Source organism: Allobosea sp. GW822-FHT05A11 (assembly GCF_058800455.1).
In genome coordinates this window covers 532,774-559,665 of the sequence record NZ_JBXAMI010000005.1, presented here as the reverse complement: position 1 = coordinate 559,665, position 26,892 = coordinate 532,774, and the positions used below count along the sequence as shown (strand labels likewise).

27 protein-coding genes, 1 pseudogene and 1 riboswitch are annotated in these 26,892 nt (G+C 64.9%); of the genes and pseudogenes, 11 read left to right on the top strand and 17 right to left on the bottom strand.

The features are described 5' to 3' along the window. Positions 1 to 770 precede the first annotated feature (770 nt). On the bottom strand, positions 771 to 2,411 hold the full coding sequence (locus AC1RLU_RS19695; protein WP_492797650.1) for an IclR family transcriptional regulator domain-containing protein: 1,641 nt from the start codon (positions 2,409 to 2,411) through the stop codon (positions 771 to 773). Positions 2,412 to 2,563: 152 nt separating this feature from the next. On the opposite strand from AC1RLU_RS19695, the gene AC1RLU_RS19690 reads away from it, so the two are divergent. The 8 genes from AC1RLU_RS19690 (at position 2,564) to AC1RLU_RS19655 (ending at position 9,379) form a co-directional block, all read left to right on the top strand. After that, positions 2,564 to 3,352 carry a ribonuclease activity regulator RraA gene (locus AC1RLU_RS19690; RefSeq protein ID WP_492797649.1) on the top strand — a complete coding sequence of 263 codons (789 nt, stop codon included), beginning with the start codon at positions 2,564 to 2,566 and terminating at the stop codon, positions 3,350 to 3,352. Continuing rightward, positions 3,345 to 3,797 carry a nuclear transport factor 2 family protein gene (locus AC1RLU_RS19685; protein WP_492797647.1) on the top strand — a complete coding sequence of 151 codons (453 nt, stop codon included), beginning with the start codon at positions 3,345 to 3,347 and terminating at the stop codon, positions 3,795 to 3,797. The genes AC1RLU_RS19690 and AC1RLU_RS19685 overlap by 8 nt, the downstream gene beginning before the upstream one ends. 18 nt (positions 3,798 to 3,815) lie before the next feature. Then, on the top strand, positions 3,816 to 4,781 hold the full coding sequence (locus AC1RLU_RS19680) for an aldose epimerase family protein (protein ID WP_492797646.1): 966 nt from the start codon (positions 3,816 to 3,818) through the stop codon (positions 4,779 to 4,781). Beyond that, on the top strand, positions 4,778 to 5,593 hold the full coding sequence (locus AC1RLU_RS19675) for an NAD-dependent epimerase/dehydratase family protein (RefSeq protein WP_492797645.1): 816 nt from the start codon (positions 4,778 to 4,780) through the stop codon (positions 5,591 to 5,593). The genes AC1RLU_RS19680 and AC1RLU_RS19675 overlap by 4 nt, the downstream gene beginning before the upstream one ends. A gap of 106 nt (positions 5,594 to 5,699) precedes the next feature. Next, entirely contained in the window at positions 5,700 to 6,878 is a 1,179-nt protein-coding gene (locus tag AC1RLU_RS19670) for an ABC transporter substrate-binding protein (protein WP_492797644.1), read from the top strand. A 137-nt stretch (positions 6,879 to 7,015) separates the two neighbouring features. Further along, complete coding sequence (locus tag AC1RLU_RS19665) at positions 7,016 to 8,104, top strand: mandelate racemase/muconate lactonizing enzyme family protein (protein ID WP_492797643.1); 1,089 nt, start codon at positions 7,016 to 7,018, stop codon at positions 8,102 to 8,104. A gap of 148 nt (positions 8,105 to 8,252) precedes the next feature. Continuing rightward, positions 8,253 to 8,543 (top strand): hypothetical protein, encoded by a 291-nt coding sequence (locus tag AC1RLU_RS19660; protein ID WP_492797642.1) that lies wholly within the window; start codon positions 8,253 to 8,255, stop codon positions 8,541 to 8,543. A 286-nt stretch (positions 8,544 to 8,829) separates the two neighbouring features. Then, a riboswitch (Fluoride riboswitch) is annotated at positions 8,830 to 8,893 on the top strand. A 60-nt stretch (positions 8,894 to 8,953) separates the two neighbouring features. Further along, positions 8,954 to 9,379, top strand: a complete 426-nt coding sequence (locus AC1RLU_RS19655) for a CrcB family protein (RefSeq protein ID WP_492797686.1) — start codon at positions 8,954 to 8,956, stop codon at positions 9,377 to 9,379. 205 nt (positions 9,380 to 9,584) lie between these two features. On the opposite strand, the gene AC1RLU_RS19650 is transcribed toward AC1RLU_RS19655, so the two are convergent. Continuing rightward, entirely contained in the window at positions 9,585 to 10,148 is a 564-nt protein-coding gene (locus tag AC1RLU_RS19650; protein ID WP_492797641.1) for a Chromate resistance protein ChrB, read from the bottom strand. A gap of 122 nt (positions 10,149 to 10,270) precedes the next feature. Here AC1RLU_RS19650 and AC1RLU_RS19645 point away from each other — a divergent pair, with 122 nt between their 5' ends. Genes AC1RLU_RS19645 through AC1RLU_RS19635 form a run of 3 tightly spaced genes read left to right on the top strand, consistent with a single transcriptional unit; the run spans position 10,271 to position 11,855 of the window. Beyond that, positions 10,271 to 11,017, top strand: coding sequence for a COG4280 domain-containing protein (locus tag AC1RLU_RS19645; protein ID WP_492797640.1), 747 nt, complete (start codon positions 10,271 to 10,273; stop codon positions 11,015 to 11,017). Then, entirely contained in the window at positions 11,014 to 11,220 is a 207-nt protein-coding gene (locus tag AC1RLU_RS19640) for a hypothetical protein (RefSeq protein WP_492797639.1), read from the top strand. The genes AC1RLU_RS19645 and AC1RLU_RS19640 overlap by 4 nt, the downstream gene beginning before the upstream one ends. Continuing rightward, positions 11,217 to 11,855 carry a phosphatase PAP2 family protein gene (locus AC1RLU_RS19635; protein WP_492797637.1) on the top strand — a complete coding sequence of 213 codons (639 nt, stop codon included), beginning with the start codon at positions 11,217 to 11,219 and terminating at the stop codon, positions 11,853 to 11,855. Before AC1RLU_RS19640 ends, AC1RLU_RS19635 begins: the two co-directional genes overlap by 4 nt. Positions 11,856 to 12,085: 230 nt before the next feature. Here the strand turns inward: AC1RLU_RS19635 and AC1RLU_RS19630 are convergent, their stop codons facing one another. From AC1RLU_RS19630 to AC1RLU_RS19560, 15 genes and pseudogenes are all read right to left on the bottom strand, one after another. Beyond that, a complete protein-coding gene (locus AC1RLU_RS19630; protein WP_492797635.1) occupies positions 12,086 to 12,319 on the bottom strand; it encodes a Rid family hydrolase in 234 nt (77 codons plus the stop codon). 99 nt (positions 12,320 to 12,418) lie between these two features. Continuing rightward, positions 12,419 to 13,417, bottom strand: coding sequence for an amidohydrolase family protein (locus AC1RLU_RS19625; protein ID WP_492797633.1), 999 nt, complete (start codon positions 13,415 to 13,417; stop codon positions 12,419 to 12,421). Continuing rightward, positions 13,414 to 14,841, bottom strand: coding sequence for an aldehyde dehydrogenase family protein (locus AC1RLU_RS19620; protein ID WP_492797631.1), 1,428 nt, complete (start codon positions 14,839 to 14,841; stop codon positions 13,414 to 13,416). The genes AC1RLU_RS19625 and AC1RLU_RS19620 overlap by 4 nt, the downstream gene beginning before the upstream one ends. A gap of 32 nt (positions 14,842 to 14,873) precedes the next feature. Continuing rightward, complete coding sequence (locus tag AC1RLU_RS19615; protein WP_492797629.1) at positions 14,874 to 15,905, bottom strand: membrane dipeptidase; 1,032 nt, start codon at positions 15,903 to 15,905, stop codon at positions 14,874 to 14,876. A 33-nt stretch (positions 15,906 to 15,938) separates the two neighbouring features. After that, complete coding sequence (locus AC1RLU_RS19610) at positions 15,939 to 16,799, bottom strand: LacI family DNA-binding transcriptional regulator (protein ID WP_492797685.1); 861 nt, start codon at positions 16,797 to 16,799, stop codon at positions 15,939 to 15,941. 15 nt (positions 16,800 to 16,814) lie between these two features. Then, positions 16,815 to 16,946, bottom strand: a pseudogene (locus AC1RLU_RS19605) (LacI family DNA-binding transcriptional regulator); the annotation flags it as partial. Beyond that, positions 16,946 to 18,601, bottom strand: a complete 1,656-nt coding sequence (locus AC1RLU_RS19600; protein ID WP_492797627.1) for a phytoene desaturase family protein — start codon at positions 18,599 to 18,601, stop codon at positions 16,946 to 16,948. The pseudogene AC1RLU_RS19605 and the gene AC1RLU_RS19600, both read right to left, overlap by 1 nt. 17 nt (positions 18,602 to 18,618) lie before the next feature. Continuing rightward, on the bottom strand, positions 18,619 to 19,632 hold the full coding sequence (locus tag AC1RLU_RS19595) for an ABC transporter substrate-binding protein (RefSeq protein WP_492797625.1): 1,014 nt from the start codon (positions 19,630 to 19,632) through the stop codon (positions 18,619 to 18,621). Between the two features lie 17 nt (positions 19,633 to 19,649). Next, positions 19,650 to 20,507, bottom strand: coding sequence for an ABC transporter permease (locus AC1RLU_RS19590; protein WP_492797623.1), 858 nt, complete (start codon positions 20,505 to 20,507; stop codon positions 19,650 to 19,652). Next, the gene (locus tag AC1RLU_RS19585) at positions 20,504 to 21,304 is read right to left on the bottom strand and encodes an ABC transporter ATP-binding protein (RefSeq protein ID WP_492797621.1); all 801 of its coding nucleotides are present in this window, start codon (positions 21,302 to 21,304) and stop codon (positions 20,504 to 20,506) included. The genes AC1RLU_RS19590 and AC1RLU_RS19585 overlap by 4 nt, the downstream gene beginning before the upstream one ends. Positions 21,305 to 21,863: 559 nt before the next feature. Next, the gene (locus tag AC1RLU_RS19580; protein ID WP_492797619.1) at positions 21,864 to 23,213 is read right to left on the bottom strand and encodes an amidase; all 1,350 of its coding nucleotides are present in this window, start codon (positions 23,211 to 23,213) and stop codon (positions 21,864 to 21,866) included. Continuing rightward, positions 23,206 to 23,400, bottom strand: a complete 195-nt coding sequence (locus AC1RLU_RS19575) for a hypothetical protein (RefSeq protein WP_113586061.1) — start codon at positions 23,398 to 23,400, stop codon at positions 23,206 to 23,208. Before AC1RLU_RS19575 ends, AC1RLU_RS19580 begins: the two co-directional genes overlap by 8 nt. Next, the gene (locus AC1RLU_RS19570; RefSeq protein WP_492797617.1) at positions 23,397 to 25,070 is read right to left on the bottom strand and encodes a thiamine pyrophosphate-binding protein; all 1,674 of its coding nucleotides are present in this window, start codon (positions 25,068 to 25,070) and stop codon (positions 23,397 to 23,399) included. Before AC1RLU_RS19570 ends, AC1RLU_RS19575 begins: the two co-directional genes overlap by 4 nt. Positions 25,071 to 25,116: 46 nt before the next feature. Then, positions 25,117 to 25,989: a hypothetical protein gene (locus tag AC1RLU_RS19565; protein ID WP_492797688.1), complete on the bottom strand. Its 873-nt coding sequence runs from the start codon at positions 25,987 to 25,989 to the stop codon at positions 25,117 to 25,119. A gap of 106 nt (positions 25,990 to 26,095) precedes the next feature. After that, the gene (locus AC1RLU_RS19560) at positions 26,096 to 26,812 is read right to left on the bottom strand and encodes a LysR substrate-binding domain-containing protein (protein ID WP_492797683.1); all 717 of its coding nucleotides are present in this window, start codon (positions 26,810 to 26,812) and stop codon (positions 26,096 to 26,098) included. Positions 26,813 to 26,892 lie beyond the last annotated feature (80 nt).

The following is a 26,892-nucleotide window of genomic DNA, read 5'->3' as shown; positions in this document are numbered from 1 at the left end:
AGCCGAAGCTCGCGGAACGAAGCTGCGTTGATGGTCATGGCTTCCGGATGAATCTGAGAAACGGGATCGAAAGGACGCCATCAGGCGTTGAAATGAGACAAGCCCGCGATCACACGGCAATCAGCGGTTACCGCATATGATTTGTCAGCCGGGCTTGTGGCGGTAGCCCATGTCGCGGCTGTCCCGGAATCCGATCGGATCTCCACAGAACCTGGCATGCGCATGGCGTATCCTCCCGGCAGGGCATCGTTCATGTACCCCGATTGACGGCCGGAACGTGTTTCAGAGGCGCCTGGCCGTCAATGATCCGCTCCTCTCGGAGGATCATATTGTGAGACGCCATGAGGGCTGCGGCTCAATGACCTTCCTGGCACGCTAAGCTAATTTGCTCCATAGAGGCTTGATGCCGGCCGATCTTGGCCGGTTATCCCTCCGCTCGCTCCAGCAGAAGGCGCGTGCCCCAGAATGTAAGACACGATCTCCGGTGCTGCCCTATGACCTCTGCTCGTAATACGCGGCCATGGCAATCTTTGACACGCCCTAATCTCCCGGCCGCGCGATGGCTATCCGGGGACGCATGTCCTGCACGTTTCTGGCTCGCCCTGGCCAAGGAACATCCCAGATTGTGCGAGGTCCGATAATTCAAGCCCGAGTGGCGGCCACTCCCCACGGTCCGGGCTGAGAATTTGGCGAGGGAGGGGTGTTTGAATAGCAAAAGGCGTGAAAGGAACGGGCGACAGCGCGATAGGAGCCGTCTCGCATTCGACAGGTCAGCCTTTACTCGTCTGCGCCACCAGCAAATGGCCGGATAGTGGTGCTTTTTCCAGGACCTCACGGGCAAGGTCGATCCTGGCGGTGGTGACGTAGACTTTACCCTCGCCGCCGAAGGCAAGACCGGTTGGGCGCGGAACCGGCAGTGGCAGCAACCGCTCGATCTCGCCATCGGGCGTCAGTCGCGCAATGCTCCAGCCGTCGTAGAGCCCCACCCAGAGCCGGTCATCCGTATCGACCGCTAGACTGCGCGGCTCGCCTGAGACGGGCGGTAGGCGGGTAAAAAGCCTGGGCGCCGCCGCCTCGCGCCCAAAGAGATAGATCGTGCCGTTCTGGGGATCCGAAGCGAAGAGCGTGCCGCTCGCCTGCGACCAGGCAAGCGCGCCGATCCGCTTTCGCAGGGCCCAGGCGACGTCGAACGTCCCGTCGGCGCCGATTCTGCCGATCCGCGTCTCGTCACCCTGGTATACGGCGACCCATGGCTGCCCCGCGGCATCGGTTGCCATCGCAGTAGCGCCGGCGAGCATGGGTACGGTGCGATCCAGGATGCATTCCTGCTTGCTGATCTTTAGAACACGCCCGCCGAGCAGCAGGATGACGTCGCCTTCGGTCGTCACCGCGAGGCCGTCGATCGGAGCGCCGGGCTCCGGTCGGATTGTCGCAGTCCGCCCCCCCGACGTGATGTAAAGGGTGGGCCCGAGCCGGTCCGCCCAGACGAGGGACGAGCGTTCCGGGTCCCAGACCGGGTGAGCGCCGTAGAAGACCGGCTTGCCGTGCGAGCCATGCGGTTGCCAGGGCATGCCGGCTTGCGATTGCCGCGCCGGCGCGCCTTTGAGCCCCAGGCCGATATTGCGAGCCACATTCGCAATCTCGGGGCCGAGTTGCGCCACCCTTTCGCTGGTCAATCGATAGACGGGCCCGGCGACGCTGATGGCCGCGATGGGCTGACCGCCGGAATCGAGTACTGGCGCGCCGACGCAGCGGTTGCCCGGCACGATTTCCTGGTCTTCGACCGCATAGCCGCGGGCCCGCACGATACGCAGTTGCGCCACCAGCGCGTTGGGATCGGTGATCGTCTGCGGGGTGAAACGCTCTAGAGGCCCCTGGCCGAGCAAGGCCTCGGCCTCCGATTCCGGCAGGAAGGCCAGGATCGCTTTGCCCTGGCTGGTGCAGTGCAGAGGCTTGCGCACGCCCAGGCGCGCGGCTGAGCGGATGTCGTGCGGGCTTTCGAACTTGCCGAGCGCCAGGACCGTGCCGTCATGAGGCACCGCGAGATAGGCGGTCTCTCCGGTCATGTCGCGGAGGCGCTGCAGTTCGACGCTGGCGACGGTGGCGAGATCGGGCGCGACCCAGACATTCTGCGCCAGCTCGAGCAGGCGGTAGCCGAGCGTATAACCTTGAGATTGCGGATCGAGGCGAACGAAGCCATGCGCCGTGACGGAAGCGAGAATCCGGTAGAGCGTCGCCTTCGGCCACCCCGTCGCGACGGCAAGTTCGGCCGCCGAGATTTGCCCCGGGGCGGCGGCAATCAGATCGATCAGCCGAAAGGCTTTGCCGATCAGGGCCGTACCGGCGACAGCCGGCTGCTCGTTGCGATCGTCCGGTATCCATCGGATCGCGTCCGCTTGCGGTTCTGCCATCGCATGATTCCATATTGTGAGACTGATGGCGCGAGAGCTTGGCCCTGAGGCTTCCCGAGGATCAATATGTAGGTCAGAAAGGTCAAGGCCGAGGCGGCGAACGACTGCGCCATCGGCTTGAGAGCGAAATTCCTTCGGCCGGACAGCGATTCATGACATCACCCACGCAACACCCCGTCGCCGTCCCGCAGGAGGTGATCGACCGGCTGAAAGCGATCAGCAGCGGATCGCTCACCACCGAGCTGTTCCGCCGCGGCTTGCGCCAGTGCTTCCTGGTCGGGTTGAAGGCGCTGAACCCGAACGCCGCGAAATTCGCAGGCGAGGCCTTCACGATGCGCTTTATCCCGGCCCGTGAGGATATCGACACCTACGCGACCCTGACCCCGTATCCGAATCCGGACAACCTGCAGTGGGAGGCGGTCGAGCAGATCGGCCCGGGGCAGGTTCTCGTCATCGACAGTCGCGGCGACATTTCGTCCGCATCGGCTGGCAACGTCCTGCTGACGCGCATGATGGTGAAGGGCGTGGCCGGCATCGTCACCGACGGCGCCTTCCGCGACGGCCAGGAGATCGCCGCGATGCCGTTCCCGGCCTATGCCCGCGACGTGGTCGCCTCGACCCGCCTCTCGACCCATCACGCCGCCGATCTCAACGTGCCGATCTCCTGCGCCGGCGTAGCCGTCTATCCCGGTGACATCCTCGTCGGCGACGGTGACGGCGTCACGGTGGTGCCGCGCCGTTTGGCTGCCGAGATCGCCGATGCAGGCGAGAAGCGCGACATCCTGGAAGGCTATCTGGTCAAGCGCATCGCCTCCGGGGAAGGACTTTACGGCGTCTATCCGCCGACGCCACAAACCCGTGCCGATTTCGAGGCCTGGCAGAAGGCCGGCGCCCGCGAAGAGGACATCACGCGTATTCGCGCGGAGGCCGCCAATGGCTGAGATCACCCCCGCCTTCATGGAAAAGGCGATCCGGCGCTATTTCGAAGCCTGCAACGCCGGCGACTACGCCATGCTCGTCTCCTGCTTCACGCCCGACGCCGTCCATTATTTCCCGCCCGGTCTGCCCGAAATTCCCTGGCGGACCGCCGATGTGATTGCCCGCAAATGGGTCTGGTGCGTCGAAAACCTCGGCTCGCGCTGGACCATCGAAAAGATCCTGTGCTCCTCGACCACGCCCGAAGCCGTGATCGAATGGACCCATTGGAAGCCCAACGCCAAGACCGCGTTGCGAGGCGACGAATGGTACGTTTTCGACGAGAAGAGCGGACTGATCCGCGAAATCCGGGCTTATTACGCCTCGGCCGCCGATGGCAGCCTGCCGATCAGCGAACTGGTCGAGTTCGACTACGCCGGCCGCGGCTATCATCTCGGTCCACGAGCCTAGCCAGCGAGAGCGGTGGGAATGGCTGAAACCATGGAGCTTCCTCCGGTATTGCCCGAGGACACGAGGCCGGCAGTCCAGGGCCGCGAGGCTGACAGGCTGGTGCTGCGAGCCGGCGCGCTGGAGGCAACCCTCGCGCCCGCCGAGGGTGGACGCCTCGCCACGCTTCGCGACCTGTCCAGCACGCCCGCGCACGATCTCGTCGTGCCCCTGCGCGCCTGGCCGGCCGAGTCCCGGCGCTGGCCGAAAGGCGGAGCATATCCGCTCATTCCCTATTCCAACCGCATCGCCGCCGGCCGCCTGCGCCATGCCGGCCGCACGTGGCCCATCGAGCCGCACCCGGACACCGCCCCGCACAGCCTCCACGGCACGGCGCATCTCCGTGCCTGGACGGTCGAAGCCAGCGACCAGACGAGCGCCGTGCTGACGCTCTCCGCCAAGCCGGACGGCGATTGGCCCTGGCCCTATGTCGCCCGGCAATCCTTCGCGCTCACGCCGGAGACCTTGCGCGTCGAGCTGAGCGTCCGGAACCGCGGGGCGGAATCGGCCCCCGTGGGACTCGGCTGGCACCCCTATCTACCTTGGTCCCCCGGTGCGCAGATTCGTCACGACGCCCGGCAGCGTTGGCTGCATGACGAGGATTATCTTGCGACCGGCGAGAGGGCCCCGGCCGACGCCGTCGAGGAGCGGACCTGCTATCTTTCGAACTGGACCGGACTGGAGGTCGGGTATGCCGACGGACACTGTGTCCATGTCGCCGCGGCCCCGACACTCTCTCATCTGGTTCTGCATCGCCCGGACGACGACGCGTATCTCTGTGTCGAGCCGGTCTCCCATGTCGCGAACGGCTTCAATCTGGCGGCGGAGGGCGTCGCCGGCACCGGCACGCGCCTGCTCGAAGCCGGTGCGAGCTTCAGCACCTGGATCGAGATCGGCCTCGGGCGAAGAGGCGCACGGCCAGCTGCTGAGCGGGAGATCGATCCGTGACGAAGATCATCCTGGTGACCGGTGCCGGCGGCGTCGTCGGCCGGGCCATCCGGCCCTTACTGAGGAACGACTATCGCCTTCGTCTGTTCGACCGCAACGCCATCGTGGACCTCGGGGAAAACGAGGAAGCCATCCTCGGCGACATCGCGGACGGGAACACCCTGGCCGAGGCGCTGCAAGGTGCTTCAGCTGTAGTGCATCTTGCCGGCTGCACCACCGAGGCCGGGATCGAGGAGCAAATCGCCGGCAATGTGCAGGGTGCCTGGAACGTGTTCGATGCGGCGCGCGCCGCCGGGATCGAGCGCGTGGTTTTCACCAGTTCGCACCATGTCGTCGGTCATTATCCGCGCCACAGGCGGATCGGCACCGACGTCCTGCTACGGCCGGACAGCCGCTACGGCCTGACCAAGGCCTTTGGCGAGCAGGCCGGGGCCTTCTTCGCCGACCAGTTCGGGCTGCGGGTCCTGGCCATCCGGGTCGGATTCCTGGGCGACCGGCCAGTCGACCGCCGGCGTCTCGCCATCTGGACGAGCCCGCGCGATCTCGCGCAGTTGGTCCGGATCGGCCTGGAGCACGAGGCCCTGCGCTTCGCCGTCGTCTACGGCGTCTCCGACAACGCCCGCAGCTTCTTCGACAATGCCGCGGCATGGCGCCTGGGCTACCGGCCGCAAGACAGCGCCGACGACTATGCGGAAGCTGTGATGGCGGCCGTGCCGCCGGAAGATGCCGGCCGGCTCGCCAGCCGCGTCATCGGCGGCACGATGGCCGAAGCGAGCTTCGTCGGGGACATCGCGCGCATTGAGGATTGGTGAGGCAGCGCCAGGCCGCATCGGCCGCAGACGCCGAGCAAGAAACGATGGCGCACAAGACGCCGCGCAGAGAGGCCGCTCCGGCGGCAACCATTGGGAGGACAACAAAATGAAGATGACAGACCCATCTCGACGCCAGTTCATCGGTGGAGCGGCAGGCCTTGCCGCCATCGCCCCCGGCCTCGCGCAAGCGCAGCTCGCGCTGCCGAAGGCCCCCGTCAATCTCAATATCGTCGATGTCGCGGGCAATCTCGCACTGACGCAGAGGGCTTTCGAGGCCTATCGCCGGGCGAAGCCGGAGCTGGTGTCGCGGATGACCTTCACCAAGGCGCCCGCCCCCGAACTGCCGGGCAAGATCAAGGCGCAGCAGGCTGCCGGGCGGATCGACATCGACCTCGTCCTGACCGGCACGGACGCCCTCGCGGCCGGCATCGAGCAAAATCTCTGGGTAGACCTCCTCTCAGCCCACAAGAGTGCTCTGCCGAAACTCGACGAGATCTATGAGAAGGGCGCTGCCATGATGCAGGGCCTGGCGCGCGGCCAGGGCGTGGTCGTCGCCTATTACCCGTCAGGGCCCCTGCTCGAATACCTGCCGAACCACGTTCCGACCCCGCCCGGCTCGCTCGAGGAGCTGCTCGCCTGGGCCAAGGCCCACCCGAACAAATTCATGTATGCCCGGCCGGCAAATTCCGGCCCGGGCCGCACCTTCATCATGGGGCTGCCCTATATCCTCGGCGATCGCGATCCGAAGGACCCGATCAAGGGCTGGGACAAGACCTGGGCCTATCTGAAGGAGCTCGGCCGCTACATCGAGTACTACCCGACCGGAACCTCCGCGGTGATGAAGGAGCTCGGCGACGGCACCCGCCATATCATCGCCACCACGACGGGCTGGGACATCAATCCGCGCGTGCTCGGCGTCGTCCCGAAAGAGGCACGCATCGCCACCCTGAAGGATTTCCGCTGGGTCATCGACGGCCAGTACATGGCGATCCCGAAGGGGCTGCCCAACGACAAGCTCGCTGTCTTGCTCGACCTGATGGCTTTCATGCTGACCAAGCCGGCACAGGCCTTCACCTATGACGAGGGCTATCTCTATCCCGGACCGGCGGTGAAGGATGTCCCGCTTTCGATGGCACCGCCCGAGAGCCAGGCCGCGATCGCGGAATTCGGCCGCCCCGAATATGCGAAGCTGATCGCGGAAACGCCCTTCGAGCTGCCGCTCGAACCCGACCAGATGGTCCTGGCCTTCCGCCGCTGGGACGAGGAAATCGGCCGGAAAGCCTGATTGCCTTTCGAACTGGGCCGCGGGCACCGTGCCCGCCCCGCCCGATCGCGGTCGCCCATGCTCGTGCAGGGCGGCCGTACCCCGCCCGCTTCGCCGGGCCGGCCGCATCGGCCGGCCTTCGACCCGATGAGAAGGCCATGTCCGATCCGATCACCAAGGTGGAGCCGATTGTCCTGCGCATTCCGTTCGATGACGGGGGCAAGGGACAGGGCATCACGCCGACCCGCTGGAGCAATCTCGACATCGTCCTGGTTCGGGTCGAAACGAGATCGGGCCTGGTCGGCTGGGGCGAGGCTTTCGGTTACATGTGCCAGAACGCCACCGCCATCGCGGTTCGCGACCTGGTCGCGCCGGCCGTGATCGGGCGGGACTCGCGGGACCCGCAAGCCGTCAATCTGGCGGCCCAGCAGGCCCTGGCCCTCTTTGGCCGCTATGGCATCACCATGTTCGCGATCGCGGGGCTGGATATCGCGCTCTGGGATATCGCGGGCAAGCGCGCCGGCCTGCCGCTCTCCCGCCTGCTCGGACCGCCTCGCCGCGACCGGGTCCGCGCCTATGCGAGCCTCGTCCGCTATGGCGAGGCCGAGCGCGTCGAGCACTTCGCCGCCGAGGCGGCGGCACTGGGCTATGACGAGGTGAAGCTGCACGAAGTGCTGCCGGAGACGATCAGGGCCGGTCGCCGGGGCGCGGGGCCGAAGTCGCGCCTGACCGTCGACGTCAACTGCCAATGGTCGCTGGAGCAGATCCGGACCATGCTGCCGGTACTCGCCGAGACCGAGGTGAACTGGCTCGAGGAACCGACCTTTCCGCCCGAAGATCCCACACCCTGGCGGGCCATTGCAGCCGAGGGGATCGCAATCGCCGCCGGCGAGAATGCCTGCACGGCGGTCGAGTTCGGCCGCCTCGTGCCCGCGCTGGACGTAGTCCAGCCGAGCGTGACAAAAGTCGGCGGCGTCACCGAATTCGTTAAGATCGCGCAGCTCACGAACGCTGCCGGGAAGCGTCTTGCGCCCCATTCGCCCTATTTCGGGCCGGGCTATTGGGCGAGCCTGCAGCTTGCTGCCGCCATCGACATCTTCGAAGTCTTCGAATTCCTTTATGTCCGGCCGGAAGCCTGGTGCGGCCTCGATCCGGTCCTGCCGGTCGATGGAACCGTCCGGATCCCCGATGCTCCAGGCATCGGCTTTGAGCCTGACATGTCCGTCATTGAACATTATCGGATCTAGAGCGTTTCCGGTCTACTCTGGGGCGTATCCTGGAGTTCTGAAGAAGTTTGCGCATTCGCTTGGCGAGAAGAGAGCGACGATCGGTTCGACCGCATCCCGCAGCGCGCCGATCGAGCGCTCGGCCTTGACCGGAGGCAAGGCGTGAGCCTTGCGAGGTATTCTCGATCGGATTCACATCCGGGCTACAGGGCGGCAAGATACCGAGCGCGCTCGCCGTGTCACCGTGATAGCGAGGGCACGTGTGGTGGCGATCCGTGCCCATCACGAGGCGCGGGAGTGTGGGTACGCAACAGTAAGCGCACGTGCCCTTTGGTCGGCTGCAAACGACTACGTTCAGACTGCCGCTCCCTGGTCAACGCTCCGGAAAAACCACCTCGGTGCGGCAATCGCGACTCATACCGCTCTCCGCCTCATCGAAATCTGTGCCACCGCGGCCTAGAGCATTATTCCGGATCTCGCGACGTCGACCATTGCCGCAGCAGGTGGAACGGCGAGCGCAAGTCCACCCGCATGGTCGGACGATATCGAAGGCCAATTTCTCAATGGTCGAAGCTCAGGAATAGTTCTTCCGGCGTTATACGAAATGCGTTGGCCGCCCGCTCAAGGCGGGTTGAAATGTCTGGATTCGGGCACCGGGTTAATGTCCGGAATTGGCGCGTGTCGGAAGCCGTGGCGCGCAGCAACCGCTCCATTTTTATTGGCAAGCTAGCTTGCTTTGCTATTGTGACTGGCACGGGGATGGGGCTCCCCCGAAACCGCCCGCCGTGGGCTGATGACTCCTGTCAACGAAGCGGCACGCATCCGGCCGGGAGCCGGAGGATGCCTGCCACCGTCGATGGGAGCGCGAAGATGTCATTCTCCACCTGCGTCATGGCCGGCGGCGCCGTCGGGACGCTGGCCCGATACGTCGTCTCGACCTGGGCGCTCCCGATCAGCCGGGATCTGCTCTGGAGCACAATCCTCATCAACGTGACCGGCTCGTTCGTCATCGGTCTTTTCGGCACGCTGACGCTGGCGAGCGGCCGCTTCCCGGCGTCCGACAACTTGCGCCTCTTCGTGATGGTCGGCCTGTGCGGCGGCTTCACGATGTTCTCGTCCTTCAGCCTGCAGACGCTCGACCTGATGCGCTGCGGCGCGATGCTGCGGGCTTCTTTCAACATCGTCCTGTCGCTCGCGCTGTGCGTTGGCGCGGTCGCGCTCGGGCACGTCGTGGCCGCCCGGTTCGCTAACAACGCGGTACCGATCGCTCAGGCCGCCATCGAGGAGGAGGGTTGATGCCGGCCCTCCTGAAGCCACCCCAGGCCACCGAATCCGGTTGGAACGTCTGGTACGCTTGGCGACCCGTGTTGCCCGTCGACGACCATGGCGCCTTCTGGCTGGAGGACGTCTGGCATCGCAGGCACCCGCGAACGGGCCGACACGAGCACCGCAGCTTCCGGACCGAGACCACCAAGCTTCGGGAACTCGCCACTCGGGCGTTCTAGCCCTTGGACGGTTCCGCTGGCCGGTTCTCCTCCTGTGCGGCGAAGACGTTGTGGGCGTAGGCGTCGAGGATCGCTTCCGACCGAGTCAGCCGCTCGGCGGCCTCCTCGGCCCGCTGCGCCTTGTAAAAGTCGAGCTTCTGGATCTTGGCGATCCAAGTCTTGAACTTGGTCAGCTCCTGCTCGTTTTCCTCCAGCTCGGCGAAGGTGAAATGCTTGACCCGGGTCTCCTCCGCGATCTCCTCCTCGAAGGCGACGCACTTCTCGATGAACTCCTTGTACTCGTCGTCCCTGTCGGCATTGAAGCGGGCGATGATCTTTTCCTGCTGCTTCTGGTCGAGTCCCACCGTCGCCAGCAGAAGCGCCTCGCCCTCGGCCTCGGCGATCTCGTTCTCCAGCATCTTCAGGCGCCGCACGTGGTCGTCGGTCTTCGGCAACACGCAGACGCCGCCCTGCAGGTAGACGGCCCCCATGCCCTTGAGCTTGCGCCAGATCGAGACCCGCTTCCGGGCAGGCTCGGGTGGCACCTTATACGTCAGCAGAACCCATTCGAGCGCAGGCATCGTACCTCTTGATTGTTACAGCCGTTACATTTAATATGCTTGGATGATCGTATTCGATCCATACCACAGCTACGCCGTGGGCGCAGCATGCATTGCCCCATGCGCACCGGAAGGATCCTGCCGTGATGTCATGGGCGACAGTCGCTCCCGCAATATCCGCGACCTTCCTGGCCTCCATCGTCGAGGTCGTCGAGGCTTTCACCATCGTCCTGGCTGTCGGCACTGTGCAGGGCTGGCGCCCGGCCCTGACCGGCACAGCCGCCGGTCTCGGCGTCCTCGGGCTCCTGGTCCTGGCCCTAGGTCCCGTGATCGACCGCATCCCGCTGCGGAGCCTGCAACTCGTCATCGGTATTCTGCTGCTGCTTTTCGGCCTGCGCTGGCTGCGGAAAGCGATCCTCCGCGCAGCCGGCATCATCGCCCTCCACGACGAAGAGGTCGCGTTCGCCAAGGAGACGGCGAGCCTGACAGACGCCGCCCGCCGGGACATCACGCGGCGCAACTGGATCGCCGGACTCGCCGCTTTCAAGGCCGTCATGCTGGAGGGCGTCGAGGTCGTGTTTGTCGTCATTGCCGTCGGCGCCGGCCGCGGCCTGCTCTGGCCGGCCGCCATGGGCGCTCTCGCCGCCTGCCTGCTTGTCCTGGCGATCGGCTTCGCCGTCTACAAGCCGCTGTCGCGCGTGCCGGAGAACACGCTCAAATTCGGCGTCGGCGTGATGCTGTCGGCCTTCGGCGTCTACTGGACTGGTGAGGGGCTTGGCGTCGCCTGGCCGGGCCACGATTTCGCCATCCTCGGCCTTTGCGTCCTCTTCCTGGCGGTCGGCCTAGCTCTGGTTACCGTTGCCCGTCCCTCGCAGGAGATCGCCCGATGAACTTCATCCGCTTCATATTCCAGGAGTTCATCGGCCTGTTCGTCGACGACGAGATGCTGGCCGTCTCGATCCTCGCCGTTGTCGGCGGATCCTGGTTGCTGGCCCACTTCATCCACGAGACCTCCATGGTCATCGGTGCGCTACTGGTGGTCGGATGCGTCGGCGTCCTGCTCTCCAGCGTCGTCAAAGGAGCCAGGCGATGAGCCGGCGCTCGACCGCAGCCGTCATCTGCACGGTGTCGGCGACATGCTTCGCTGCCTTGGCATGGGGGCTGGTCCAAGGTCGCATCCAGATGTTCGACCAAGCCGTGTTGGGGGCTTTTCGCATCGGCGTCGACCAGGCCGGCGTCATCGGGCCGCCCTGGGTCCACGAACTCGGACGAGATGTCACCGCGGTGGGCAGCCTCGCGATACTCGGCTTCATTGCAGTCACGATGCTGGGCTACCTCGTGATCGCAGGTCGGCGCAGGGACGCGATCCGGCATTGCCTGACGCTGGTCCTCAGCGTCGTCGGCGCCTTCGGCCTAAAACACGTCTTCAACCGGCCACGGCCGGACCTGCCGGCTCTCGCCCGCGTCTTCACACCGAGCTTCCCGAGCGGGCACGCGGCGATCTCGGCGGCGATGTTCATCTCGCTTGCTGTCCTCGTTGCGGAACGCGCGGCCGACCGTGCACTCAAGGCTTATGCCATTGCTGTATCGGTCTTCGCGATCTTGGCGGTAGGCATCAGCCGCATCTATCTCGGCGTCCATTACCCCAGCGATGTCGTGTCGGGCTGGTGCGTGGGCGTGATCGCGGTCCTTGTCGCCAGCGAAGTCGCTGACGGGTGGGCCACTTAGAAATTCAAATCGCTAGCCTGCGCAAAGAAGTCTGCTTTCTGGACGGGTTTCAATGTCCGCAAATGGCGCACTCTTCGCCACAGGAGCGCGAGAGGCCAATCTGCATCTTGCCACCTATACAGCAGTGGAGATGGCTGAGATCGCATGCCACGCGCTCAGGGATCGACGGCTGCCTGGACGATGAACTCGACCTTCATCGCCGGGCTCGCCAGGGCGGCAGCGATGCAGGCTCACGAAGGCGGCACCTTCGGATCGATCCATTCGTCCCACGCACTGTTGACAGCGGCGTAGCTCGCCGTATCCGCCAACACGATCGTGACGAAGATCACCCTGGACTTGGATGATCCGAGTTCTTCAAGCCTGGCATCGAGCTTGGCGAGAAGCTGTCGCGTCTGCTCGCCCGCATCGAGCCCGGCATCGTATGGGTCTGCGGCGTCACTGCGAAATGCGCGATGCTGTTGCAAATGACCGCCTCGCTGGCCCGCGCGCCTATTCCAATACCCTGCACTGTCATGTGAACAACCGCCTTGAACGCGCTGATGGGTTGAAAGGGGTGACGGCAATCACGGGTCGACCAATCCGAGCGCAACCGGATTGTCCTGGAAGATCTTCCGGCGCAGGGAGGGAGCGGTATCGCTCAGTTGCGCATGCGGATCGGGAAGCCCCATCGAGAAGGGCCAATCGGACCCGAACAGCACATGATCCTCGCCATGGATCTCGACCGCCAGGCGCAAGGCCGCCGGATCATGCGTGATGCAGTCGACACAGAGCCGACGGAACGCGAGACGAGGCTTCTGCGCGCCGGTATCGGCACCCGGTCGGCCTGTCAGCTGCCCTCGTTCGAGCCGCCCAGCGACCGCCGCGGAGGCCCCACCGCCATGAGCGAGGCAGACGCGCATGTCAGGATGGCGTTCCAGCACTCCCGACATCGCCAGATGGGCCGCAGCAAGGGCCGTCTCCACCGGCGACCCCATCAGATTGTGCAGGTAGAAGGGCTCGTAGCGCGGGTCGCAGCCCTTGCAGGGATGCAGGAAGAGGAAGGCGCTGGCCTTGTCCAGTGCAGCCCATAGCGGCGCGTAGGCCGGGTCCGACAGGATGATCTCCCGGCTCTGCGATCCGGCCGGCATGGCGAACCGGGCGCCACCGCGCCCTGCTCGGTCGGCCGCGATCTCGGCCGCGAGCGCCGGATGATTGACCGGAAGGTGGTAGAGCGGCGCGAGACGTGTCGGAAAGAGCGCCGCCAGCGCATCGAGGCCATCATTGACGTAGATGGTCCAGTCGCGGCTCCCCGCCTCGTCGACTTCGAGCCGATAGAGCGGCGGCGGGATCGATATCCAGGCGCGCTCGACGCGGTTGGCGTCCATCCACGCGATCAGCGCTTCGGCGCGATAGACCGACGGCGCAGCCAACGTGTAGCCGTCGATCGTCAATGTGCCGGGGTTGGCGTTCCAGACGACGCCCGGGATGGCGTTGAGCTGCTCCGGCAGCACAGGCGCAAGGTGCGCATGGATATCCAGCGCGATCCGTTCCGGCTCCGCTTGGCCGATGAGGTTCGCGCTCATGCCTCGTACCCCATGATGGCCTTGACCTCGAGGAACTCGTGCAGGCCCCAGGCGCCCCATTCGCGTCCATTGCCCGATTGCTTGTAGCCACCGAACGGAGCCCCGCGATCCATCGGCGGGTAGTTGATGTGGACGTTGCCGGCTCGAATGCGCCTAGCTACGCGGCGCGCCCGGCCTAGATCGCCAGCCTGGACGTAGGCCGAGAGGCCATAAGGCGTGTCATTAGCGATCTCGATCGCCTCGTCCTCGCTCCGGTAGGGGATGATCGCGAGTACCGGGCCGAAGATTTCCTCTCGCGCGATCGTCATGTCCGGGCGAACATCCGCGAACACGGTCGGACGCACATAGTAGCCACGCTCCAAGCCTTCCGGCCGGCCCGGCCCGCCGGTCACGAGCGTCGCCCCTTCGGCAATGCCCGTCTCGATCAGGCGCTGGACCTTCTCGAACTGGGCCGCATTGACCAGCGGCCCGAGCGTGGTGCCCCGCTGGTCGGGAGCGCCGGTGACGAAGGTCTCAGCCGCCGCCTTGGCATAGGCTGCGATTTCGTTTTGCCGTTCCACGGGCACCAACAGACGCGTCGCGGCGCTGCAGGACTGGCCGGTGTTGCCGAAGCAGCGAGCGACGCCGAGTTCGGTCGCGCGCTTCATATCGGCATCCGGCAACAGGATGTTAGGCGACTTGCCGCCCAGTTCCTGCGCAACCCGCTTGATGGTGTCAGCCGCGCCCTTCGCAACGAGCGCGCCAGCCCGGGTCGAGCCGGTGATCGAGACCATATCGACCTCGGGATGGCTGGAGAGAGCGGCTCCGACCTCGGGTCCATTGCCATTGACGAGGTTGAAGACGCCGGCCGGGACACCCGAGTCATGCAGAATCTCGGCAAAGATGATGGCGCTGAGCGGCGCGACCTCGCTCGGCTTCAGCACCATGGTGCATCCGGCCGCCAGCGCCGGCGCGACCTTGCAAACGATCTGGTTGATCGGCCAGTTCCATGGCGTAATCAGCGCGCAGACGCCGATCGGCTCCTTTGCGATCATAGTGCGGCCCTGCGGCGCATCGAAATCGAAAGCCTCCAGAACGCGGATCATCTCCTTGATGTGGTTCGGGCCGCTGCCGACCTGAGCGCTCAGCGCGAAAGGAAGTGGAGCGCCCATCTCGCGCGAGATCGTCAGGGCCAACTCATCAGCGCGCGCATCGAAGCCCGCCGCGATCTTCTGCAGCAGCGCGATCCGCTCGGCGCGCGAGGTCTGCGAGAACGCCCCGAAGGCGCGCCTCGCTGCCGCGACGGCGCGGTCGACATCGGCCTGCGCGCCCATCGCGATCTCCGCGAAGGCTGTTTCGGTCGCGGGGTCGATCACCGCAAGGACCCGCGAGGTCGACGGCGCGACCCAAGCGCCATCGATGTAGAACTGCCTGGAATGGTTCATGATGCTCTCGAAATGGAAGTCCGCAGAAGGGCTCAGGACAGGGCCAGGACCGGATCGCTTTGGACGAAACCGACCGTTGCCCCCTGTACGCGCTGGCCGCCCGCAAAGACTTCGCCGTAAAGCCGCAGCCAGTTGCCGCTGGTGATCTTCTCGACCTCGGCCGGCTTGAAGCCGACGCCGCGAAGCCCGTCGGGCAGCAGGCCGAGATGATGGACCTCGGTGAACCAGGACGGCGGCGCCGCCTTGCCCGGTTTAGCTGCGGAGGCAGCGCCATAATCGACGCCACGGGTCCAGCGGCCCATCCGCATCCAGTCGTAATCGGGCCTGGTGAAGTTGTGGCTGCGGTCGGTGCCGATCGCGACATGGTCGATGCCGATCAGGTCGACCGTGCGAGCGACCATCTCGCACCAGGACTGCAGCGAGCTCGAATAATGGTCGCCCGTGATGTTGCGATAGGTCGCGCAACCAAGGACCCCGCCCCGCTCGGCCAACGCCTTCAGCACATCGTCAGTCTTGTTGCGCTTATGGGCGAACAGGCTGTCCGGATTGGCGTGGGTCACCGCGACGGGCTTCTGCGAGCACTCGATCGCATCCAACGCCGAGCGGTTGCCGACATGAGAGAGGTCGACCAGAATTCCGGCCCGGTTCATCTCCAGGATCACTTCGCGGCCGAAGCGGGCAAGCCCGCTATCGGTCTCTTCGTAGCAGCTGCTCGCGAGCTCGTTCTGGTTGTTATAGGTCAGTTGGACGACCCTGACGCCGAGTTCGGCGAAAAGCTCGACGAAGCGGATGCGGCCTTCCAGGAGGTTGGCGTTCTGGAAGCCGAGGATGATCGCGGTGCGCCCCGCCGCGGCAGCGGCCTCGATCTCGGCCGCCGTTGTCGCGATCGAAACGAGATCGGCATTCGCCGCGACCAGATCCCGCCAGCGCGCGAGCGAGTCCAGGGATTCGACCGTTCCCTCCCAGAAGCCGCAGGTCACAGTGACGGCCGCGACATTCGCCTGCCGCAGTTCAGTGAAGACGTCGCGGGTGAAATGCCCGCATTGCAGGCCATCGATCAGCATGGCTTTTAACCCTTGTGCTTTCTGTATCGGTGATTACGCGGATTGCCGCAGGACGAGACTGGCCGGAACGGCGATGCGCGCAGGGGCCGGTGGCGGTTCGTCCTCGCCCTTGAACCTGTCCCTGACGGCTCGTGCGACGGCGGCGACATCGAGCCTGACCGTGGTCATGGATGGGCGCGAGAAAACGCCCCAGCCCAGCCCGCCGAAGCCGACGAATGCGACCGAGTCGGGCACCGAATGGCCGCGGTCGATGGCGGCCGCCATGCTGCCAAGCGCGAGTTCGTCGCTGGCCGTGAGAACGGCTCGGAACTTCAAACCTTTGGCAAAGGCATTCGAAGTCGCCTGGTAGCCGGCGTCGGCGCGGTAGCCCTCCGAGATATCCCAGACCAGCTCCGGGTCGACCGCCTGTCCATTGGCGACGAGCGCGTCCCGATAGCCCTCGAAGCGCGCGCGGCCGATTGCCGATGTCGCGATGCGGCCGAGGAACGCGATCGGAGTCCGACCTTGTGCGATGAGATGCTCGGCGGCGGCCTGCGCTCCGCCGGTGTCGTCGTGGATTATCGAGGCGATACCGTGCGCGCTGAGATCTTGGCTAACCGAGAGCACATCGATGCCGCTTTCGGTCGCTGTCCGGATCAGCGGCATGAGCTCGGCCATGTCCATGATATGCGGCGAGGACAGGAGCACGCCGCGCAGGCCCAGCGAGGGGGCCCTTTCGAGGAAATGGCGCAGCCGGTCTTCGCGGTGTCCGAGGTTGAACAGCAGCAGGTCGAGGCCGAGCGCTTCCAGCTCCGCCTGAACATGCTTGGCGAGCGCGGCATAAATGCCTTGCTCGACGTCGCCGGTAACGAGCGCGACCGCCCTGCCCCGCCCGGCGCGCAGGCTGCGCGCCATCTCATTGGGCCGATAGCCGAGTTCCTTGACCGCTTCGAGAACCCGCGCGCGGGTTTCGGGAGCGACGACGGTCCGCCCGGAGAGCACGCGCGAGACGGTCGCGGGAGACACTCCGGCATGCGTGGCGACTGCGACGACGCTGACCATCAGTGGCTCCCTGCGCCGGCGAGGGCCTGGGTGGCCGGGCGGCTCTGGGCCTGCAGATCTCGCAGGATTTCTTGGCTGGTATTGTGCCCGGCAATTCCGGAAATGTAGTTGCCCGGCCAGCTGCCGTTCCCGCTGAGGTAAAGCCCCTGCGTCGGAGTCCGGTAGGCGTGAAGGCCCGGCATCGGCCTCATCCAGAACATGTTGTGCGGGAGCGTATCGCCATGCGTTATGTTGGCCTCGACGAGGCCGAACTCGCTCTCGAACTGTGTCGGGTCGAGGACGCGATAGTCGCTGATCATTGCGGGCAGCGTCGGCATGAACTCGCTGAGCTTGGCGATGGCGCGCTTCGCCAGGATGTCACGCCCCTCGGCCCAGCTTCCCTCACGCAGATGATAGGGCGCGTTCCCGACATTGAGGCTGAGGACGTGCTTGCCGGCAGGGGCGAGGCTCGGCGAGGTCATCGACGGGCAAAGGCCCCAGATCACCGGCTTCTCGGAGAGCCGACCCGACAGCATGTCCATATGGCCCTCCTCGAGATATTCGAGGGTCGGCGCGATCCGGAACTGCGTGCAGGCGAAGCTCGCCGCCTCGGCATCGGAGCTGGCGCCGGCAAAGCGCGGCATGCCATCGAGAGCGAGCACGACCTTGAACGCGCGTCCGCGCAGGGATTTGCGCTGCACCTTGGGCTTTAGCTCGCCCCAGTTAGTCACTTCGTCGAGCAACGTCGCGACTGTGGTCTGAGGATTGATGGCCGAGACGACGATCGGCGCCTCGAATTCAAAGCCGCTGGTGGTGACGATGCCGCGAACCTGCTCGCCGTTTGTTCGGATGGAGGCAACAGGCTCGCTTGTAAGGACCGTTCCGCCATGCGCGACGACGCTGTCGCGCAGCGCATCGATGATGGCGCCCATTCCGCCGACCGGCAGTCCCGTCGATCCGCGCAGCGGGATCAGACGGGGGTCCTGCCCTCCTGCGTCACGCAGCGAGGCCAGCGACAACGGGCGCATCATCAGATTGAAAGGCGTCCCCGGCGTGGAGGGGGCGGCCTGGCCGCCGACAACCGCCAGCGGTGCAATCAAGGCCTTCGTCTTCGGCGCGAGCTCGAATTCGTCCATCAGGTCGCGAATGCTGCCGAAGAAGACCCGGCTGAACGCCTCCTGGTCCTCAAGCCGCGACAGGTTGCGCGTCAGGTGCTGCAGCGACGGCGGCGGCTCGAAAATCGAGATTCCGAGCCGGTCGGCGAAGTTCTGCAGGTAGGCGAAGAACGCGGCGTAGCGCGATGCCTCGCCGGGCGCGAAGGCCTCGATCTGGGCATTGTTGCGGGCTGGATCGCGCCAGCCCACATAAAGCGAATCCGGGCCCAAAGGCTGTACCAGAGTCGGGTCAGGGCGCACGAAGCTCAAGCCGTAGCGTTCGAGTTCCAGTTCGCGCACGATCTTGGGCTCGAGAGAGCCCGGCGAGTTGGCAAGCGTGGTCGAATAGCCCGGCATGAATTCGACCGTGGCAGCGGGGCCGCCGAGGCGCGGGCTGGCCTCGACCACGAGCGTCTTCAGGCCGGCACGGCCGAGATAGGCGGCAGCGACGAGGCCGTTATGTCCGCCCCCGACGACGATCGCATCGTATCGGGAGCTGGAGGTGGTCGGAGTGGCTGGCATCGTCGCTGGGCCTTCGATCACTTAGGCAGGAAATCGTTGGTGTAATAGGCCGCGGTGGGACGGTCGTCGCTCGGCAGCTCGCCGACGTCCTTGAGCGTGGCGATGAGCTTCGTCCACTCGTCCTCAGACTGCAGCCCCCATTCCGGAGAATCCGGCGGGGTCGAGAGCGCGAGCACACCCTGATTGTAGTCGACGCAGCGCTCCACCGTTCCGGCCAGATGCACCTGCGCCTGGATGAGCTCGCAAGCGGCCTTGTAGTCCTTGGCCGCCTCGATGAAGCCGCGCTTGGTGGCAGCCAGGAACTTGCGGACGGTTTCAGGATTCTTGGCGAGATAGGCGTTGTTGGCAGCGAAGCCGAACCCGATCAGCGGGACGCCGGCATCGGCAAGAAGCAGCGTCTCGGGCTCCTGGTTCGTCGACCTGACATAGGAGTTGTAGGCGGGGCTGTCGCCGCTGACGGCATCGATCGTGTGGCCGAAGAGAGCGGTGGTCTTGGCGTTCGAGTCGAGCGAGACGACGTTGAGGTCGGTCACCTTCATGCCGTTCGCGCGGGCGAAGATACGCAGGCTGAGCGCGTCGGAACCGCCGGGCGTGCTGCCGATCTTGATGGTCTTCAGCGATTGCGGCCCGTCGAGCTTGACCTTGCCCTTGATTCCGACAAATGCCGCTGCCGTCTTGTGCTGATAGATGCCGACGGTCTTGATCGTGCCGCCCTTGCCGATCATCTGCGCTGCGTTGGTGACGTTGAGATGGGCGATATCGAAGCCGCCCTGCGACAGCAGCAGCGCCGTCGTGGCCGAGCCGCGCCCCTGTTCGAGCGTGACCTCAAGGCCGGCGTCCTTGTAGAAGCCGCGCTCCTGCGCGATCAGGAACGGTGCATGATAGGGCAGCCAGGCCCAGTCGAGCAGCACCTTGACGGGCGTGAGAGCCTGCGCGGCAGCTGGGCCAGCGGACCAGGCCGCAGCGGCGAGGATACCTACTCTCAGGACGGCCGGAAACCGTGCCGCGAGAGTCTTAATTAGTTCGTTCATGCTTATTGCTCCCCTTTTTAGTTGTTCGCGCTGCGCAGAAGGAACGAGGCACGCTGGCTCGGATGCCAAGGCAGCACACGGCTTTCGACCCACTCGGCGGCGCGCCACAGCAACACGCCAAAGATCGAGAAGACCGTGACCGCGGCGAAGGCGAGCGGCGTATCCATGTCGCCGACGGCCCGGATGAGCAGATGGCCCAATCCCTTGTTCGAGGCCACGAATTCGCCAATAACGGCACCCACGGGCGCCAGACTCGTCGCGAGCTTTACACCCGAGCAGATGCTCGGCAGAGCGCTTGGAAACTGGATCGTCCGCAGCGTCTGCCGGGGCGTCGCGCCCATGGCGCGGACCATCACGAGCTGTTCCGGATCGGCCGACTTCAGGCCCGACACGGTATTGACGATCACCGGGAAGAAGGTGAACGCGACAACGAAGAACACCTCGCTCTGGAGGCCGAAGCCGAACCAGACGAGAAAGAGCGGCGCGATCACGACCTTCGGCACAGCATGCGCGATGACCAACCAAGGTGTCAGCATCCGGTCGACCAGCCGCGAACTGGCGATCGCCGCCCCCGCAACAAGGCCGAACGTCACGGCCAGGACGAGGCCGAGGGTCGCGGCAAGCGTCGTGATCGCCAGCTGCGCGAGGAGGTACTGCCAGTTCTCCACGATCGTCATCACGACCTGGCTCGGCGCCGGGACCATGAAGACGGGGACCTGGAAGGCCCGGACCAGCCCCTCCCAGAGCCCCAGTCCGATGGCGCCGCTTAGAAGCGGCCAGAGCATCCCGCCCGCGAGGTCGAGCATGCCCGTCGACTGCGCGCTCGACTTCGGAGACGGCGCCGTCGCGACGATTGGCTGTGTTTCGACGCTCATCCGACGAGGTCTCCCGCTCTTTCGAAATGCTCGCGAATCCGTCGCCCGATCGCTGCGAACTCGACCGTCTCACGGACTGCGAGCCGCCGGGGTCGTTCGAAAGGTATGCGGATGTCGTCGAGGATCATGCCGGGCCGGCCAGACATGACGATCACACGATCGGCACAGAAAATGGCCTCGGAGATGCTGTGCGTGATCAGCAGCGTCGTGGCATTGTGCGTCGCCTGAACCTGCTGGAGCAGAACATTCATCTGGTCGCGCGTGAGCGCGTCGAGCGCGCTGAACGGCTCGTCCAGGAAAATCAGGCCGGGATTCGTCAGCAAAGCCCTCGCGATGGCCACCCGCTGCCTCATGCCGCCCGACAGCTGCCAGGGATAGGATTTCGCGAAATCCCCGACGGCGAGTTCGTGCAGCAGTTCGAGCGCTCGGGGCTTCATGCCCTGCAGGCTCCTGATCTCGGCCGGCAGCAGCACATTGTCCAACACGTTGCGCCAATCGAGCAGCAGGTCGCGCTGGAAGACGATGCCCATATCCGCGATCGGCGCCGAGACCACATTCGCACCGATACGGACCTCGCCTCGACTCACGCCGTCGAGACCCGCGATCAGGCGCATTAGCGTGCTCTTCCCGCATCCGCTGGGGCCGACGATGCTGACTGACTCGCCCGCGGCGAGTGTCAGGCTGACAGGCGCGATGGCCTGCATGCTTCCGTAGAACTTCTCGACCCGATCGAGAACGATCGGCTGGGCGGCGGCCCGCGGCTTCTCTTCTTTTGATTGTCGGTCGGCAGACAGCATGCAACGCCGCTCCAAGGCTAATTGATTGCGATGAAATCGTTGTCATCGACGATGATAACGTTGTCATGACTGCTGATGCGGGTCAAGCTTGGCTGGGCCACTCTTGAAATCGAGGCTACGCGTCGAATGGATTCAGGGTGGCGGCCCTCAACGCGGAAATTCGACGGGCCGGGCGGGGTGACCTCAACGAGGGTGGCTGCGAGCGAGCGATGTCCGCTTCCTGGCAACCATCCAATGTCCGGTCATGGCGCGACGCTGCCTCAAGTGATTAAGTTCCTGCGGCGCGGGAATAGAGTGTCCTGCCGCGGCCGTTCACTCGGACAGAAACGGGAGCTTTTTTAAATGCCGCAGCTCCGCGGCTGCGAGAAATTGTCAATCTGCTCGAAAGTGGGCCTGCGCTTGGATCCCAGAGGGTTTACACGCCAATGTCCAGGCGCCGGTTGGACGGACCGAATCCGGCTCTCGTCCATCTGAGTCGATATCGCCATCCGTATGCTCGGCAGCCCATCTGTCGTAACACGCTGGTGCGTGTAACATCGGCGTGCCGACAGAATATGAGCTACGGTCCCCAGAGGCCCTCTAACGTTCGAGCAGCCTGCAACAAGACGTCATCGCAGTGAATGTCGGCCACGACTTGCAGCCCAAAGCCCGGTGCTCCCTCCGGGACCGGGAGTGAGAGAGCCGGCACGCCAAGAAAGCTGAAAGCAGGCGTGTAGGCCCCCAGGCGCGCATTGAAATCGAGGATAGCGCCTGTATCGCACCGCTTTTCGTATTCATCGCGCCGAGGCGGCAGAGACGGAGAGGTCGGCAGCAAGATAACGTCGACCTGCGAAAAAACGCTCTGTCTCAATGCTTCGAGATGCGCCTCTCGTGCTTTGCGGGCCAGCAGATAGAGGCTGCCAGGATAGGTGAGCCCCTGGAGCAAGCGCTCCGCGACTTGCGGGCCGATTTTTTCCCTGGCGGAATGCAGGCGAGCCGCATGCTCGGCCCCAGCCTCGGTCAAGAAGACCACAGCGGAAAGGGCGGAAACCTCGGCGAGACGGTTCATTCGGACAGAGCGGACCTCCATCCCGGCACGGCCTATTGCCTCGACAACGCTTTCGAACGAGTCGGCCACCTCCGTATCGGGCGCAACTGTCAGACAAGCCGTATCGAGAACGCCAAACCGGATCGGCCGCTTCTTGCCAAGTCCTTGTGCATACCGCCGGCCAGGTTGTTGCGGGACGAGCGCATCGAGCAGACGCGCACAGTCGCGCACCGTGCGGGCGAGCGGGCCGATGGTGTCGAGGCTGTTGGAAACCGGGAAGCAGCCGAAGGAAGGCACCAGACCGACCGTCGGCTTCAGCCCCACGACGCCGCAGAATGCCGCGGGGATTCGGATCGAGCCCCCCGTATCGGTCCCGAGCGCGCCGAACACAAGCTTGCGCGCAACGGCAGCCGCGCTACCGCTCGACGAGCCGCCCGTCACCAGGCTGGGATCGCGCGGATTCTCCAAGAACCCGTAATGCTCGCTCCAGCCGGCCGGCCCCATCGCAAACTCCGACAGGTGCAGTCCGCCGATGTTGACAGCGCCGGCGGAATCCAACGCGGCCAGAGCTGAAGCTGTCTCCTCTCCCTCCAGATGGAAGTCGGCGTGGGCTGAGAACGTCGCTTTCTTTGCCGGCAGCGAGAAGAGATCCTTGTGGGCCAAAGGCAGCCCGTGCAGGCTGCCCCGATGCTCTGTCACTCGGTCGAGCCGTTGCGATCGGGCGATGGCCTCTTCCTTGTCGAGACGGAGGAAGCAAGCGCGAGCGGCCGAATTGGCTTCGATCCTCGCGAACGAGGCCGATACGAGTTCCGATGGAGTAATCCGGCCGGAGGCCACCAACTGGGAGGCCGCGCACAGATCCAGATCCAGGACGTCACTCATCCTTGGGCGCCCGGATGCGAGGGGTCACGAAGCCCGGCTGCTTCGGCGGCGCGTGCAGCACCAACGCAGGCAGTCGCTCGGCCACACGGGTCACGCCACTATCGAGGCGCTCCGCCACATCGTCGGGAAGGACGATACCGTAATGAAACGCGAGCGCATCTCGCGGTCGACCAGAGCGCTCGCTCATAGTTCCCTCTCGATAACGGCATCGAAATTGGTCACGGGCGGAAAAGCCTCGCGGTCGATGACGATGTCGATAACGCAAGGATGGTCCGCGGAAATGCCCTGCGCAAGCGCCTGGCTGAGCTCAGCCCGGTTGGTCGCCCGCAGCCCGGTCGCACCCAGCGCCTTTGCCGCCAGTGCGAAGTCCGAGGCGGTGAAGTCGTTCGCCTCGGCGACGACATTTCCATTCCAGCGGTATTTTTGCTCGTGATACTCGAAGGCCAACCCGTTGTTGTTGAACACCAGGATGAGCGCCGGGATCTTGTAGCGGACCGCGGTTTCAATATCGGCCAAGTGGTAGCCGGCGCCGCCATCGCCCGTGATGCACACGACCTTCTCTGGACGCGCCATCTGCACACCCAGGGCTGCAGGCAATGCCCATCCAAGCGAACCGACCGCGCGGAAGAATGAATTGTAGCGAAGGGTCGGGAACAGAACGCCGGTCCAGGCGGCCATGTAGCCGGTATCGGCAACAACCGTGATCTCCGAGCCGTAACGCGACAACTCCTCGAGAACCGAGACCGGTGAGAGGACCTCGTGCGAGGCGACGCTAGCGGTATGCCGCGCGAAGCGCTCCAACCAGGCCGAACTTTCCCGCTGGCATGTCGCGAGCCAATCACTTTTTTCGGAAGGCAGCTTGGCACGGCTTGCGGTCAGCAGACCTTCGACGAAGATCCGGATATCGGAGCGGATGCAGAGAGCAGGCGCGTAGGGATTGGCGAATGCCGTGAGATCCTGATCGACCTGGATCACATTCGCCTTGCGGGAAGGCAGGCTGTAGCCATTTGTCGAGAGCCCACCCAGGCGTGTGCCGAGAGCCAGCACGCAATCGGCCTGAGCCATCAGGCGATTGGCCGTCACCGAGGAATAACGGCCGACAATCCCGCAGAATTGCGCGCATGACGAAAGCACCGCGGGCTTGCCGCCCATCGTTGCGACGACCGGAATTCCAAGCAGGTCGGCAAGGCGCGCGACCGCTTGGCCGGCGCCGCTGAGCCGCACGCCTTCCCCCACCAGAATCATCGGCCGCTTGGCGGCTCGCAGAGCCTCGAGCGTGCTCGCATATTCGGAGCTGTCAGCCTGCAACATGTTGAACGTCGGCAGCAGTCCCTTGCCTTCGACACCCTCGCTGCCGTCGGCCATTCCGAAATAGTTCTTGGGGACATCGAGATGCGTCGGGCCACGCGTCGGAGAGACGGCTGCGGTCAGCGCCTGTCTCATCAATGGGGCAACCTGCCCCGGCTCTTCGGCGGCACCGTTCCACTTGGTGACCGGGCCGAACATCGTGTTTTGATCGAGCGCCTGGTATTCGTTGACATGGACGGCTCCGGTCGCGGTAGCGCCCGTCAAGGCGAACACGGGAGACTGCGCCCAGTAGGAGTCGGCGAGCGCGGCCGCGACGTTGGCAGCACCTGGACCAGCCTGGCCATAAGTCACAGCCACCTTGTCGGCAGCGCGCGCATAGCCATCGGCCATGTAGACGGCGCCGGGCTCGCTGCGGGCAACGATCATCTTGATGCCGGCATCGCGCAGAGCGATCCAAAGCGGTTGGTCGCCGCCCGTCAGCATGAAGAAGTGCTCGACGCCACACTCCTTGAGAGTGCGCGCAATATTGGTCGCAACCGTTTGAGACATCGACGAACTCGCTAAGTGTGAGGAATCGCAGGACTTGAGGTCGAGCTTAGGTGCAGCCTGAAGGCTCCAAGGAGCCGCCTAGCCAGCACTCCAGGAACTGGCGCAGAGGCATCCCGACAGCGACGCCAAGACGGCGCGCGGCGACGTTGGCATGCGAAACCACGCCGCGCTGAAGGGTAGAAAGCGCATTGCCGATCTCCGCGCTTTCATGGCCGACGGTGACGGCGGCAATCCCGCGCAGGTCCAAGGGCTGCAGGCGGCCGAGGCCGGCATCCTCGCACCCGCAGCCGGCATCATTGAAAGCGAGAAAGCGGGCGTCGACATTGATCGCCTTGGAAGGGTGGCCGCCGATCAAGCCGCCATGCGACCCCGTCACGACAACACGGCCGCGGTCTCTCTCTTCGATCAGCGAGGCGGAATCGATGCAGATCACCCGCTCAGTGCCGGCGGCACAGGAAATCTCGTTGCGATGCTCCTGGACGACCTGGAGCGGCGTCTGTTCCGGCGCAAGCCGGGACAAACGGCGCACCGCTTCGATGCATGTCAGCCCCGGCGCAATCCCTGCAGCCCGGGCCGCGTGGTTCGCGTGGCTGACGATGCCTCGGCGAGCCATGTCGCCCGCATCGCCAATTCGTGCGCTGTCATGGCCGATCGTGACGACGGCGACCCCGGACCTGTCGCCTTCCGCCAAGGCGGCGATCCCGGCGTCATTGAGGCCCCGCCCCGCATCATTGAGAACTAGTCCGCGGGGCCGAACGCTCAGCCCCTTGAAAGCCGAATAGAGGCCGCCATGGGAGCCGCTCAATATGACGCGCGCCCGATCCTCGCTGGTGACGAAATTGATGGAATCGACCCGACAGAGCCAAGGCGCAGTCTCTGTTTCTTCCCGGGCAGCGTCGTCTGGTGCGACGTTCGACAACTGTTTTCCTCCGGCCAGTGCCAACGGCCGCGAGGATGATTCAGTGATTATGATAATTCAACGATGATGTTTTCTCATCTATCGATAACAAAACAGGATCGATAAACTATTCGATCACATGGTCCCCAGCTTCGCTGGCCAACCGGGCTGCCACATCGGTCACCGTGCGACTGAAGCGCTCGATCGAAGGAGCGCTCTGCTCGCCGCGACGCCGGATTAGGGTCACCGGAGCGGGCTGATACTCGATCGGGAATGGCAAGACGCGCAGCCCCGCCTCGGCAACGAAATGCCGGGCGATCTCGGTCGGCAGAATTCCGATCAGGTCGCTGTCGAGCAGGAAGGCTTTGATGATCTCCAAGGACGAGCTTTCGACCTGAACGCGCGGGGGCGTCAATCCGGATTGCATGAAGAGGGCACTCAGAGCCTGCCGCGCGGCCGTTCGGGATGGTGGGACAATCCACCCGAACCCCGTCGTCTCGGAAAGTGCGACCTGATCGCTTCGTCCAAGCGTCGGATGGCTGCCGTTCACCACGACAGTGAAGCGCTGATAATAGAGGATCTGCTGGTCCAATGCGTGCTCATGTTCCGAGACGTATCGGCCGATCACACAATCCAGCTCCCGTTGCAGAAGCTGGCTGACGAGAGCCTGGGTCGTGCCCTCGTGAATGTCGAGCGTGAGCGAGACCTTTTCGCTCGCGAACTGCTTCAGCGTGCGTGGGATGAGCGTCGGCGAGAGGAACGCGATCGCACCGAGCCGCAAATGCCCGATCTCCCCGGCCGTGATCGCCTCGATCTCCGCCCGGGTATGAGCCAGATCGTTCAAGAGCGCGACGGCGCGCGCGACCAGGGCCTCGCCGATACCATTGGGATGCATGCCGCTGCGGCCGCGCTCGAAGAGCTGGA

Excerpts from the sequence above, each read along its gene's own strand:
- AC1RLU_RS19695 (WP_492797650.1), bottom strand. The coding sequence starts at position 2,411 with ATGGCAGAACCGCAAGCGGACGCGATCCGATGGATACCGGACGATCGC.
- AC1RLU_RS19690 (WP_492797649.1), top strand. The coding sequence starts at position 2,564 with ATGACATCACCCACGCAACACCCCGTCGCCGTCCCGCAGGAGGTGATC.
- AC1RLU_RS19685 (WP_492797647.1), top strand. The coding sequence starts at position 3,345 with ATGGCTGAGATCACCCCCGCCTTCATGGAAAAGGCGATCCGGCGCTAT.
- AC1RLU_RS19680 (WP_492797646.1), top strand. The coding sequence starts at position 3,816 with ATGGCTGAAACCATGGAGCTTCCTCCGGTATTGCCCGAGGACACGAGG.
- AC1RLU_RS19670 (WP_492797644.1), top strand. The coding sequence starts at position 5,700 with ATGAAGATGACAGACCCATCTCGACGCCAGTTCATCGGTGGAGCGGCA.
- AC1RLU_RS19665 (WP_492797643.1), top strand. The coding sequence starts at position 7,016 with ATGTCCGATCCGATCACCAAGGTGGAGCCGATTGTCCTGCGCATTCCG.
- AC1RLU_RS19655 (WP_492797686.1), top strand. The coding sequence starts at position 8,954 with ATGTCATTCTCCACCTGCGTCATGGCCGGCGGCGCCGTCGGGACGCTG.
- AC1RLU_RS19650 (WP_492797641.1), bottom strand. The coding sequence starts at position 10,148 with ATGCCTGCGCTCGAATGGGTTCTGCTGACGTATAAGGTGCCACCCGAG.
- AC1RLU_RS19640 (WP_492797639.1), top strand. The coding sequence starts at position 11,014 with ATGAACTTCATCCGCTTCATATTCCAGGAGTTCATCGGCCTGTTCGTC.
- AC1RLU_RS19635 (WP_492797637.1), top strand. The coding sequence starts at position 11,217 with ATGAGCCGGCGCTCGACCGCAGCCGTCATCTGCACGGTGTCGGCGACA.
- AC1RLU_RS19625 (WP_492797633.1), bottom strand. The coding sequence starts at position 13,417 with ATGAGCGCGAACCTCATCGGCCAAGCGGAGCCGGAACGGATCGCGCTG.
- AC1RLU_RS19620 (WP_492797631.1), bottom strand. The coding sequence starts at position 14,841 with ATGAACCATTCCAGGCAGTTCTACATCGATGGCGCTTGGGTCGCGCCG.
- AC1RLU_RS19615 (WP_492797629.1), bottom strand. The coding sequence starts at position 15,905 with ATGCTGATCGATGGCCTGCAATGCGGGCATTTCACCCGCGACGTCTTC.
- AC1RLU_RS19610 (WP_492797685.1), bottom strand. The coding sequence starts at position 16,799 with ATGGCGCGCAGCCTGCGCGCCGGGCGGGGCAGGGCGGTCGCGCTCGTT.
- AC1RLU_RS19600 (WP_492797627.1), bottom strand. The coding sequence starts at position 18,601 with ATGCCAGCCACTCCGACCACCTCCAGCTCCCGATACGATGCGATCGTC.
- AC1RLU_RS19595 (WP_492797625.1), bottom strand. The coding sequence starts at position 19,632 with ATGAACGAACTAATTAAGACTCTCGCGGCACGGTTTCCGGCCGTCCTG.
- AC1RLU_RS19590 (WP_492797623.1), bottom strand. The coding sequence starts at position 20,507 with ATGAGCGTCGAAACACAGCCAATCGTCGCGACGGCGCCGTCTCCGAAG.
- AC1RLU_RS19585 (WP_492797621.1), bottom strand. The coding sequence starts at position 21,304 with ATGCTGTCTGCCGACCGACAATCAAAAGAAGAGAAGCCGCGGGCCGCC.
- AC1RLU_RS19580 (WP_492797619.1), bottom strand. The coding sequence starts at position 23,213 with ATGAGTGACGTCCTGGATCTGGATCTGTGCGCGGCCTCCCAGTTGGTG.
- AC1RLU_RS19575 (WP_113586061.1), bottom strand. The coding sequence starts at position 23,400 with ATGAGCGAGCGCTCTGGTCGACCGCGAGATGCGCTCGCGTTTCATTAC.
- AC1RLU_RS19570 (WP_492797617.1), bottom strand. The coding sequence starts at position 25,070 with ATGTCTCAAACGGTTGCGACCAATATTGCGCGCACTCTCAAGGAGTGT.